Source organism: Buchnera aphidicola (Lipaphis pseudobrassicae) (assembly GCF_005081185.1).
Classification (GTDB): Bacteria; Pseudomonadota; Gammaproteobacteria; order Enterobacterales; family Enterobacteriaceae; genus Buchnera; species Buchnera aphidicola_AD.
The window spans coordinates 101,099-113,510 of the sequence record NZ_CP034870.1; the positions used below are offsets into that span (position 1 = coordinate 101,099).

At 25.7% G+C, this 12,412-nt stretch carries 12 protein-coding genes; 10 read left to right on the forward strand and 2 right to left on the reverse strand.

The genetic code is table 11. The features are described 5' to 3' along the window. Both dapA and aroC read right to left on the reverse strand, forming a co-directional pair. A partial coding sequence (dapA, locus tag D9V70_RS00480; RefSeq protein ID WP_253254811.1) for a 4-hydroxy-tetrahydrodipicolinate synthase occupies positions 1-545 on the reverse strand: 545 nt, incomplete at its 3' end. Positions 546-1,363: 818 nt separating this feature from the next. Beyond that, positions 1,364-2,425, reverse strand: a complete 1,062-nt coding sequence (gene aroC / locus D9V70_RS00485) for a chorismate synthase (RefSeq protein WP_158355827.1) — start codon at positions 2,423-2,425, stop codon at positions 1,364-1,366. 224 nt (positions 2,426-2,649) lie between these two features. On the opposite strand from aroC, the gene smrB reads away from it, so the two are divergent. The 10 genes from smrB (at position 2,650) to gndA (ending at position 12,371) form a co-directional block, all read left to right on the forward strand. Next, positions 2,650-3,183, forward strand: coding sequence for an endonuclease SmrB (smrB, locus tag D9V70_RS00490; protein WP_158355828.1), 534 nt, complete (start codon positions 2,650-2,652; stop codon positions 3,181-3,183). A gap of 387 nt (positions 3,184-3,570) precedes the next feature. Then, positions 3,571-4,470, forward strand: a complete 900-nt coding sequence (hisG, locus tag D9V70_RS00495; RefSeq protein WP_158355829.1) for an ATP phosphoribosyltransferase — start codon at positions 3,571-3,573, stop codon at positions 4,468-4,470. 9 nt (positions 4,471-4,479) lie between these two features. Then, the gene (gene hisD, locus D9V70_RS00500) at positions 4,480-5,790 is read left to right on the forward strand and encodes a histidinol dehydrogenase (RefSeq protein ID WP_158355830.1); all 1,311 of its coding nucleotides are present in this window, start codon (positions 4,480-4,482) and stop codon (positions 5,788-5,790) included. Next, on the forward strand, positions 5,787-6,893 hold the full coding sequence (gene hisC / locus D9V70_RS00505; protein ID WP_158355831.1) for a histidinol-phosphate transaminase: 1,107 nt from the start codon (positions 5,787-5,789) through the stop codon (positions 6,891-6,893). Before hisD ends, hisC begins: the two co-directional genes overlap by 4 nt. Continuing rightward, on the forward strand, positions 6,883-7,944 hold the full coding sequence (gene hisB / locus D9V70_RS00510) for a bifunctional histidinol-phosphatase/imidazoleglycerol-phosphate dehydratase HisB (RefSeq protein ID WP_158355832.1): 1,062 nt from the start codon (positions 6,883-6,885) through the stop codon (positions 7,942-7,944). Before hisC ends, hisB begins: the two co-directional genes overlap by 11 nt. Beyond that, entirely contained in the window at positions 7,944-8,537 is a 594-nt protein-coding gene (gene hisH, locus D9V70_RS00515; protein WP_158355833.1) for an imidazole glycerol phosphate synthase subunit HisH, read from the forward strand. The genes hisB and hisH overlap by 1 nt, the downstream gene beginning before the upstream one ends. Then, complete coding sequence (gene hisA / locus D9V70_RS00520; protein ID WP_158355834.1) at positions 8,537-9,274, forward strand: 1-(5-phosphoribosyl)-5-[(5-phosphoribosylamino)methylideneamino]imidazole-4-carboxamide isomerase; 738 nt, start codon at positions 8,537-8,539, stop codon at positions 9,272-9,274. Before hisH ends, hisA begins: the two co-directional genes overlap by 1 nt. Further along, positions 9,256-10,032, forward strand: coding sequence for an imidazole glycerol phosphate synthase subunit HisF (gene hisF / locus D9V70_RS00525; RefSeq protein ID WP_158355835.1), 777 nt, complete (start codon positions 9,256-9,258; stop codon positions 10,030-10,032). Before hisA ends, hisF begins: the two co-directional genes overlap by 19 nt. Beyond that, positions 10,026-10,643 (forward strand): bifunctional phosphoribosyl-AMP cyclohydrolase/phosphoribosyl-ATP diphosphatase HisIE, encoded by a 618-nt coding sequence (gene hisIE / locus D9V70_RS00530; RefSeq protein WP_158355836.1) that lies wholly within the window; start codon positions 10,026-10,028, stop codon positions 10,641-10,643. The genes hisF and hisIE overlap by 7 nt, the downstream gene beginning before the upstream one ends. 315 nt (positions 10,644-10,958) lie before the next feature. After that, positions 10,959-12,371 carry an NADP-dependent phosphogluconate dehydrogenase gene (gndA, locus tag D9V70_RS00535; protein WP_158355837.1) on the forward strand — a complete coding sequence of 471 codons (1,413 nt, stop codon included), beginning with the start codon at positions 10,959-10,961 and terminating at the stop codon, positions 12,369-12,371. The last annotated feature ends 41 nt before the right edge of the window (positions 12,372-12,412 follow it).

A 12,412-nucleotide genomic window follows, 5' to 3' on the forward strand; every position in this document is an offset into this window, starting at 1 on the left:
AAAAAATCATTTTCTACTAATTCTTGAATTTTATTAACTCTTGATAAATCACCTGTAGCTTCTTTAATTCCTATTATATTTTTTAAAATAGATAATTTAGCAACTGTTTCTGGTAATAAATCACATCCTGTTCTACTTGGTACATTATATAAAATTTGCGGTAATTCAGTATTTTCTGAAATAGCCTTAAAATGTTGATATAATCCTTCTTGCGTAGGTCTGTTATAATATGGTGTAACAGTCAAACAAGCAGAAATTCCAGATTTTTCAAATCTTTTCGTTAAAGAAATTGCCTCTGTTGTGGCATTAGCTCCAGTTCCTGCAATAATAGGAATACGATTGTCTGCTAGTTCTAAAGTAAGCATGACAACCTTAATATGTTCTTCTTGACTTAGTGTTGCAGATTCTCCAGTTGTTCCAACAGAAACAATAGCTTTAGTTTGATTAAAAATATGATAATTAATTAATTTTTTTAAACTAGAACGACAAATTTGACCTTTTTCATCCATGGGGGTAATTAGCGCAACAATACTTCCTGTGAACATTAGCTGTCCTCCTACATAAAAAAACACTTGATGATCTGTTTGAAATATATCTAAAATAGATTATATGAATACTAAATATAGTCTTTTTAAAAATGTAGTTTTATTTTACATATAAAAATGTTAGAGATTATTATATATATAAAGTACTAATAATGCGAAAATACCATTAAAATTTTTACAAAATTTTTATGTAGAACAAAAGTATTTTATTTCAATTTTTATTACTTTGATCATATAAGAATACATAATATAATAAATATACTTAAATTTAGAACTATAGAGTTCTAACATTTATTTTTCCCAATCATAATATTTAGCATAATAAAATTATTAGATATTTTATATACAAAGAAAAGTATTACTTTATTTTTATCTTAAGAACACGATTGCAACTTGTATAATATATATTTGTAATATACGAAAAAATATCAAACTTTTTAATAGTGCAAAATTATAATTTTCGGAATAATTTCTGATTTTATTAAAAAGTTATTATTTTTTTTAAGAAGAAAAGATATTAAATTGCAATTTACTATTTGATTAAGAATATTTTTTAGTAAGAAATGTGGTATTTTGATGTGAAAAATATTTTATGAAAAAATATCATGCTTTTTCATTAAACTGGTTTTTAATATGTAGTTCTATTTTATTTCAAAAGTATTTTATAAATTTTAATATTATAAATATAATAGTGTTGTTTTAAGTAATTCAAATAGAATAATTTCAATATTAATTATTGATTCTAATAAACTAGCTACTAAATAAATTGTATTTAGTAGCTTCATCATTTAACATTGAATAATTATTTCATAAATTTATTATTTATTACATTGGGCTTTAAATCGTAATAAATGATCCATTAATACAATTGCAACCATTGCTTCGACTATTGGTACAGCACGGATGCCTACACATGGATCATGTCTTCCTTTAATAGTTATTTTAACTGGTTCGTTATTTATATTTATAGTATTACCTGTTTTTCTAATACTTGATGTAGGTTTAAAAGCTACTTTTAAAGTAATATTTTCTCCATTACTAATTCCACCTAAAATACCTCCAGCATGATTGCTAGAAAAACCTGTAGTTGTCATTTCATCACGATGTTCACTGCCCCGTTGATTAACTACTAAGCAACCATCTCCAATTTCTACTGCTTTTGCCGCATTAATACTAATTAATGCATGAGCTAAATCAGCATCAAGCCGGTCAAAAACTGGTTCTCCAAGTCCTATAGGAACATTTTCAGCAATAACAGTTACTTGAGCACCAATAGAATCACCTGTTTTTTTTAACATTTTAATTAATTTTTCAAGTTCTGATATTTTTTCAAAATCTGAACAAAAAAAATCATTTTTTTCTACTTCTTCCCAAGATTTAAATGAACAATTTATGTTCCCCATTGCTGATAAATATGCACGTATAGTTATACCATAGTTTTTTTTTAAATATTTTTTCGCAATTGCTCCTGCTGCAACTCGCATAGCAGTTTCACGAGCAGAAGATCTTCCTCCTCCACGATAATCTCTTATTCCATATTTTTTTTCATAGGTATAATCGGCATGTCCAGGTCTAAATAAATCTTTTATGTTACTATAGTCTTTAGAACGTTGATCACTATTATGTATGATTAATCCAATACTAGTACCAGTTGTAATCCCATTAAATACTCCAGAGAGTATATACACTTGATCTAATTCACATCGTGGTGTAGTGTAACGAGACACGCCAGGTCGTCTGCGATTTAAATCGTATTGCAAATCTTCACAAGATAATTTTAGACCTGGTGGTGTACCATCAACTATACATCCTAATGCTCGACCATGTGATTCGCCAAAAGTGGTTACGCAAAATATTTTACCAATTGTATTTCCAGACATTTTTTTTCTATAATAGTTAAAATGGAATAATATAACTATACAGAATAAATATATAAAAATAATTTTTTATTTTATACAAAATAAAAATAAAATTTATTTATATAACTATTAATATGTTAAAAATTACTAATGATAAAGTTTTTTATTGTTGTTTTTATAGAAACTAAATTATATAATTGTTAAAAAGTATATAAAATGAAATATTAAAATTTTGGTAGAAAATTATGAATAAAAATAGTCAATATACTGTTAATGATAATGTTTTATTTCGTCAATGGTTAAATGGTACTCGTGAAATTATACAAGATACTATTTTTCATTCTCGAATACATAAAAATAATGATAAAAATATTTTATCTAAACGTATTTTTTTTGAACAAGATGCTCATAGTCATTATTTTTCTTACAAAAATAAAAAAATCTTATTTAAAGATAATCCAGTTTCTTATATTCGTAATAAAAATTCATTTAATATTTTGCAAAATTTAAAAAATGGAAAATATCATCCAGATATTTTTTTAGATTTACATGGATTAACTCAGCACCAAGCGCAACAAGCTTTAGGTGAATTAATTACAACATGTCAAAAAGAAAAAATTTTTTGTGCACATGTAATGCATGGACATGGTAAACATATTCTTAAAAAAGAAATTCCATTTTGGTTATCTCAACATCCAGATGTTATAGCTTTTCATAGAGCTTCTAAAGTGTTTGGAAGTGATGCTGCAATTATAGTTATAATTGAAATTAATTTTTAAATCGAGACGAGTTAAAATATATTTTTTGAAATAATTAGTTTAATTTTAAATAAAAAATCAGTGAAAACTATTTTTTATTTTTTTATATTTTAATCATTTGTAATGTGCAAAGTTATTTTATTATTTATAATAAGAAATAATTGTTTTTTATATTTTAAAAATTCTTTAAATTTTTTTCATATTAGATTACACATTTTGATATGCAAAAATTTTTTGTTTTATTATATTTTGCTTTTAGGATAATATCATTTTTCTTGTGTTTAATATTTAAACATAATTTTTTATGCAATAATAATGTTTTTAAAGCCCTTATTTTTTTATTTGGGTTTTTTATTTTTTTAAAAGCATAAATTTGTCCTATTATAAAAAATTTAAGGAATTTTTAATATGTTTGATAATAATCGTATACGTATAGCAATGCAAAAAACTGGTCGATTAAGTAGTGATTCGATCAAATTACTAACATCTTGTGGAATTAAAATTAATTTAAAACAACAAAAGTTAATAGCGTTTGCTGAAAATATGCCGATTGATGCTATGTTAGTACGTGATGATGATATTCCTGGTTTAGTAATGGATGGGGTAGTAGATCTTGGAATAGTTGGAGAAAATGTTTTAGAAGAAGAACTATTGAATCGAATATCACAAAAATCAGAACATTCTTATATAACCTTAAGACGTCTTGATTTCGGAGTTTGCAGATTATCTTTAGCTGTTCCAGTAAGCAGTACATATTCTAACATACAATCTTTAAATAATATCAGAATAGCAACTTCTTATCCTCATATACTAAAAAAATATTTAGATAAACAAAAAATTTCATTTAAATCTTGTATGTTAAATGGATCGGTAGAAGTAGCACCTAGAGCTGGATTAGCAGATGCCATTTGTGATTTAGTATCAACAGGAGCAACATTAGAAGCGAATGGTTTACGAGAAGTTCAAGTTGTATATCATTCTCGTGCATGTCTTATTTGTAAAACAGGAAATATCAATGATATAAAAAAAGAAGTAATTAATAAATTGATGACTCGTATTAAAGGTGTAATTAAAGCCCGTGAATCTAAATATATAATGTTACACGCTCCAGTAAACAAATTAGAAGAAGTAATATGCTTATTACGTGGAGCAGAAAGACCTACTGTTTTAAAATTAGCTGGAGATAATAATCGAGTAGCAATGCATATGGTAAGCAGTGAAACGTTATTTTGGGAAACAATGGAAAAATTAAAAGCTTTAGGTGCTAGTTCCATCTTAGTTTTGCCAATTGAAAAAATGATGGAGTAAAAAAATATAATGAGATGTTTTAAAAATATTTTTTATTGGAATAAATTAAATCTTGATGAAAAAAAAAGAATATTGTCAAGACCTGTTTTAAAAGAAAGTGATGTTATAAAAAAAACTGTAAAAAAAATTATAGAAGATGTTAAACACTTAGGTGATGAAGCTTTAAAAAAATATTCTATCCTGTTTGATAAATTTGATATCAATCAGTTTCAAGTTTCTCAAGAAACAATTTTTTCATCTTCATTTGCTTTAAGTAAAAAATTAAAAGATGCGATTTTAATTGCAAAAAAAAACATTCAATCTTTTCATAAAGCTCAAATACCATTAAGCATTGATATTGAAACACAAACTGGTGTACGTTGCCAACAAATTTATTTGCCATTAAATTCTGTTGGAATTTATGTTCCTAGTGGAACAGCCCCATTATTTTCGACTGTATTAATGTTAGCAATACCTGCTAAAATTGCTGGATGTAAAGAAATCATTCTTTGCTCCCCTCCACCTATTAGTAATAAAATTCTTTATGCCGCACATGTTTGTGGTATTAAAAAAATTTTTCAAATTGGTGGAGCACAAGCTATAGCTGCACTTGCTTTTGGCACCCAAAGTATTTCTAAAGTAGATAAAATTTTTGGTCCTGGTAACGCCTATGTAACAGAAGCAAAATTGCAGGTTAGTTCTATTTTTAATGTATCAGAAATAGATATGTTAGCAGGACCATCGGAATTATTAGTGATTGCTGATGCAACAGCTAATCCAGATTTTATTGCATCTGATTTATTATCTCAAGCAGAACATGGTGAATCTTCTCAAGTGATTTTACTAACTCCATGTATTCAATTGTCACAACAAGTAATTATTGCTCTTAATAAGCAAATCACAAAATTATCTAGACAATCAGAAATATTAAAAGCATTAAAAAATAGTGTAATTATCATTACTGAAAACATAGTGCAATGTATTAAAATATCTAATATTTATGCTCCTGAACACTTGATTATTCAAACGCAAAATCCTAGAAAAATACTTAATCATATTTCGAATGCTAGTTCTATTTTTTTAGGACATTGGTCTCCTGAATCTGTTGGTGATTACGCCTCTGGTACAAATCATGTTTTACCTACATATGGAAAATCCACTACAAATTCTGCTCTAGGATTAGCTGATTTTCAAAAACGTATACTAGTGCAAGAATTAACATCTCAAGGATTAATAGAATTATCCAATACTATCGAAACTTTATCTTCCGAAGAAAAACTTGATGCTCACAAAAATGCTGTGAGAATCCGAGTAGATGCTTTAAAGGGAAAAAAAAGATGACAGATGATATAACTAAATTAGCAAGAATGAACATACAAGAATTACAACCTTATCAATCTGCAAGACGTATTGGAGGAGAGCATGGAGATATATGGTTAAATGCAAATGAATCACCTGTTTCTTTTCAATTTAAATTAAAAAAAAAAATATTTAATCGTTATCCAGAATGTCAGCCTAGGTATTTAATTTCTTCTTACGCGGATTATGTTGGTATATTTCCTAATCAAGTATTGGCAACAAGAGGAGCGGATGAAGGTATTGAATTATTAATAAAAGCTTTTTGTAAACCAAAAAAAGATGCTATTATTTATTGTCCACCTACTTATGATATGTATAAAATTAGCGCTAAAATATTTGATGTAATAGTGAAAGAAATACCGACTTTTCAAAATACTTGGAAATTAGATTTATTAAATATTCAATCAAATTTAAACCAAGTAAAATTAATATACATTTGCAATCCAAATAATCCAACCGGTAATATCATTTCAAAACAAGATCTTATCTTTTTATTAGAAATCACTAAAAATAAATCTTTAATTGTGATAGATGAAGCATATATTGAATTTTCACCTAAAGATAGTATGGTGTCTTATTTGAAAAAATATTCTAATTTGGTAATTTTAAGAACAATGTCTAAAGCATTTGCTTTAGCTGGAATACGATGTGGTTTTACTTTGGCACAAAAAAATATTATTAAAATCTTGAATAAAGTAATTAGCCCTTATCCAATATCTGTACCTGTTTCTGATATAGCTACTCAATCTTTAAATATAAACTTTATTAAATTAATGGAAAGCAGAGTATTAGATTTAAATAACAATCGTATTTGGTTAATTAATAAATTAAAGAATATTTCTTGCGTAGAAAAAATATTTGTTAGTCATGCTAATTATTTATTGGTAAAATTTTTTATGTTTGAAGAGATTTTTAAAATGTTGTGGGACAAAGGTATAATTTTAAGAAATCAAAATAAGAAAAAAAATTTAGAAAAATGTTTAAGAATAACAATAGGAACACGTTTAGAATGTTCACGTTTAATTGAAGAACTTAAAATTTTTTCTAAAAACAACATTTCTAAAAGAGGTTTTAATGAAAAATAAATTATTATTTATTGATCGAGATGGAACATTAATTAACGAACCGATTGATACTTTTCAAGTGGATTCAATAACTAAATTAGTTTTTAAAAAAAATGTTATTTCTTCATTACGTAAATTAATAAAGTTTAATTATAAGTTAATTATAGTTACTAATCAAGATGGATTAGGTAGTAAAACTTTCCCATTAAAAAATTTTAATATACCTCATTTTTTTATGTTAGATATTTTTCGATCAGAAGGAATATTATTTGATGATATATTAATTTGCCCTCATTTAATAAACGATAATTGTGAGTGTCGTAAACCTAAGATAAAAATGGTAAAACCATGGTTATCTAAAATAGATAAAAAACGTAGTTATGTTATCGGTGATCGTAACACAGATATGATATTAGCAAAAAACATAGATATTAAAGGGATTCAATACAAAGAAAATAAATTTAATTGGATTGATATTACAAATCAAATTATAAAATATAATAGATATGCAGAAATTGTCAGAAAAACAAAAGAAACAGAAGTACATATACAAGTTTTTTTAGATTCAGAAGAAAATAGTAAGATTAATACAGGTATAAAGTTTTTCGATCATATGTTAGAACAGTTATCAGTTCACAGCGGAATTTATATGAATATTTTTGCTATAGGTGATATTCATATTGATGATCATCATACTATAGAAGATGTAGGAATTACTTTAGGAGAGGTTTTATTAAAAGCTTTAGGAAACAAGAATGGTTTAGGTAGATTTGGTTTTTACGTTCCTATGGATGAAAGTAAATCTAGTTGTATCTTAGATATATCAAATCGTCCATATTTAAAATTTCAAGCAAAATTTAATTATAAAATGGTTGGTGATCTTAATACTAATATGATTGAGCATTTTTTTTATTCTCTTTCTTATTCTATGAAAATTACACTTCATTTATATGCTGAAGGTAAAAATGATCATCATTGTATTGAAAGTTTATTTAAAGCTTTTGGATGTACATTACGTCAAGCAATTAAAATAAAAGGAAATAAATTACCAACTTCAAAAGGATTCTTATAATGAATGAAATAGTAGTATTAGATACTGATTGTGCTAATTTAACATCAATTAGAGTAGCAATTAAACAACTAGGTTATTATCCTATTATAACTTCCGAACCTGATATAGTAATGCGTGCTAAGAAAATTTTTTTACCTGGCGTAGGTACGGCTGCAGCAGTCATGAAGGTGTTATTTGAAAAAAAGCTTGTTAATATTATTAGAGAGTTTACAAATCCAATTTTAGGAATATGTCTTGGAATGCAACTTTTTTGTACCTTTAGTGAAGAATGTGATGGTGTTCAAACACTTGATATAATTAAATCTTCTGTGTTACGTTTAAAAACTGATAAGTTATCTTTACCTCATATAGGATGGAATAAAATTGCACTAAATAAACCAAGTCCTTTGTTTAAGTTTATACCAAATTATTCAAGGTTTTATTTTGTTCATAGTTATATAGTTCCCGTTAGTAAATATTCCTTATCTACTACTAATTATGGTATTAATTTTAGCTCAATTATACAAAAAAATAATTTTTTTGGAGTTCAGTTTCATCCAGAAAAATCTGGTGATATAGGTTCTCAATTATTAAAGAATTTTTTGGAGATATAATGATTATTCCTGCATTTGATTTAATTAACGGTAAAGCAGTACGTTTATATCAAGGAAATTATTACCATCAAAAAAATTATGATATAAATTTACATAGTTCTCTAAAAGAATATGCATTGAAAGGAGTTAAACTTGTTCATTTAGTAGATTTAGATGGAGCAAAAAATATTAAAAGCAGACAATTAGAACTATTAAAAAAAATACTTTCTTATAGCACTATTCCTATACAAATTGGAGGAGGTATAAGAAATGAACAAGATATAGAAATGCTTTTAAATCTTGGTGCAAAAAGAGTAGTTATCGGTTCTATTTGTATATTAAATAAAAGTAAGGTAAAAGAATGGTTGAAACGTTACGGTTCGGATGTAATTGTTTTAGCATTAGACATTCATATCAGTCGTAGTAGTAAAAAAGAAATATACATTCATGGATGGCAAAAAAAAACTGATTATTCATTAGAAGAAATTATAGAGTATTTTTTATCAGATAATTTAAAACATGTATTATGTACTGATATATCTAAAGATGGCACATTATTAGGTCCAAATGTTAAACTATATACAGAAATTGTACAATCTTTTAAACAAATAGAATTTCAAGCTTCTGGAGGAATATCAGAATTACAAGATATTCTTACTTTAAAAAAAACTGGAGTTCAAAATGTTATTATAGGTCGTGCTTTATTAGAAAAAAAATTTACTATAAAGGAAGCATTAAAATGTTGGCAAAACGAATAATAGCATGCCTTGATGTTAGTAATGGTTTAGTGGTAAAAGGAGTGCAGTTTCAAAATCATGAAGTTGTAGGTAGTATAATACCACTTTCTAAACGTTATGCAGAAAATGGTATAGATGAGTTAGTATTTTACGATATTACTGCTGCAACAAAAAATAAATTAGTTAATAGAAGATGGATCGAAAAAATTGCTGAAGTAATAAATATACCATTTTGTGTTGCTGGAGGCATTAAAAGTGTAGAAGATGCAAAAAATATTTTATCTAGTGGTGCAGATAAAATATCAATTAATTCTTCAGCTTTACAAGATCCTAATTTAATTACAAAAATTTCAGATCGTTTTGGTGTTCAATGTACAGTAGTTGGTATAGATTCTTGGTATGATAATTCAAAACAGTGTTATATGGTACAACAGTATACAGGTGATATGAATAAAACTTATCAAACTAATTGGAGAACTGTTGATTGGGTAAAAAAAGTTCAAAAAAAAGGAGCAGGTGAAATTGTTTTAAACATGATGAATAAAGATGGATTACAAAAAGGTTATGACCTTTTGCAACTAAATGAAATAAGGTCTATTTGTAAAGTTCCTTTAATTGCATCAGGAGGTGCTGGAAATATGAATCATTTTTATGATGCTTTACATTATTCTAAGGTAGATGGAGTATTAGCTGCATCTGTTTTTCATAAAAATATAGTAAATATAAAAAAGTTAAAAAATTTTTTAATTGAAAAAGGAATAGAGATTAGAGTATGTTAAACGAAAAAAAATTATCAAATCTTAATTGGACTAAAACTAATGGAATGCTTCCTGCGATAGTGCAAGATTCTTGCTCTTATGAAGTATTAATGCATGGATATATGAATAAAGAAGCTTTATTACAAACTCAAGAAAATGGTTTAGTAACATTTTACTCTCGTACTAAGAATCGTTTATGGGTTAAAGGAGAAAAATCAGGAAATTATTTAAAAGTCCTTAAAGTTCTTACGGATTGTGATTATGACACACTTTTAGTAATAGTAAAATCCATAGGAAAAACTTGTCATTTAGGAAATAAAAGCTGTTTTTTTTCAGATGAATATAATGTAAATTTTCTTGATAAATTAGAAAATATTATAGAAAATAAAAAAAAATTAGATGTAAGTAATTCCTATACAACTCATTTATATAAATCTGGAACGAGTCGTATTGCGCAAAAAGTTGGTGAAGAAGCTATAGAAACAATATTGGCGGCGATGAAAAAAAATAAAAATGAACTAATAGATGAAACTTCAGATTTAATTTATCATTTAATTGTATTGTTACACGATCAAAATTTAACTTTTAATACAGTACTGAATAATTTAAGAAAAAGAAATGAAAAACAATAGTAATTTTGATTAAAAAATAATATTTATATAATGTTAATAAAGTAAAAAATACTAAAAAATCAACTTATGTATTTCAATGTCAAAAAATCAATTATATTCAATATATCATCTATTAATAATTTTTAAATTTATTAGATATTAAGTAAACTTTTTTCTTTTTATTTTAAAAGTTCATAATATAATACAAAATTTTATTTGAATATTTTATTTTTAATAAACGAAAAATAGTTATAATATCATTTATTATAAAAATTTTATATAAAAAATAATTTTTTTTAAATACATTTAAAAAATGTTTTTTAGTTGGAGAAAAAAATGTCAAAACAACAAATTGGTGTTGTAGGAATGGCAGTAATGGGACGGAATTTAGCATTAAATATTGAGAGTAAAAATTATACTGTATCCATATACAATAGAACAAAATCAATCACAGAAGAGGTAGTTAATAAAAATATCGGAAAAAAAATTTTTCCATATTTTTCTATTAAAGAGTTTATTTATTCACTTGTAAAACCTAGATGTATTTTATTAATGGTTCAATCGGGTAAAGCAACTGATGAAACTATTGAGTCAATTATTCCTTATTTAGAAGAAGAAGATATATTAATTGATGGAGGAAATACTTTTTATAAAGATACTATCCGAAGAAGCAATGAATTATCTAAATATGGTATTAATTTTATTGGAATGGGTGTTTCTGGAGGTGAACTAGGTGCATTAACTGGTCCATCAATTATGCCTGGAGGTCAAAAAAAAGCATATAAATTAGTATCTTCTATGTTAAAAAAGATATCAGCTAAATTCAAACATGAAGCATGTGTAAGTTATATTGGTCCTAATGGTTCGGGACATTATGTAAAAATGATACATAATGGTATTGAATATGGTGACATGCAATTAATTGCAGAGTCATATTTTTTATTGAAACATTTATTAAATATGAATAATAAAGAATTAGCAAATACATTTTCTGAATGGAATAAAGGAGAGTTAAACAGTTATTTAATTGATATAACAAAAGATATTTTTCTTAAAAAAGATGAGAATAACAATTATTTAATAGACTTTATTTTAGACATTGCAGAAGATAAAGGTACAGGAAAATGGATTAGTAAAAATGCTTTAGAGTTTCGTGAACCACTTTCACTAATTACTCAATCTGTTTTTTCACGTTATTTATCTTCTCTTAGAGAGCAACGCATATCTGCATCTAAGATATTAAAAAAACCTAATACAGAAGTGTTTATTAAAGATAAAAGTAGTTTTATTGAAGAAGTGAGACGTGCTTTATATTTAGGTAAAATTATTTCTTATGCCCAAGGTTTTTCTCAATTAAAAAGAGCTTCGGATAAATATTCTTGGAATCTAAAATATGATAAAATTGCTAAAATTTTTAGATCTGGATGTATTATCCGAGCAAATTTTTTACAAAAAATTGCAGAAGAATATTCTAGTAATACAAAAATAGTTAATTTGTTATTAACACCTTATTTTTCAAAAATTGCTAATGAATATGCAATTTCATTACGTAACGTTGTGATTCAATCAATAAAATATGGTATTTCTGTTCCTACTTTTTCTGCAGCAATATCATATTATGATAGTTATCGTACCGTAAATTCATCAGCTAATCTTATACAAGCTCAAAGAGATTATTTTGGTTCACATACTTATCAAAGAACTGATAAATCTGGTTATTTTCATACGAATTGGTCAGAAAAAAAATAATTTTAATCTCAAAAAAATCAAAATTATTAACATTTTTTTAT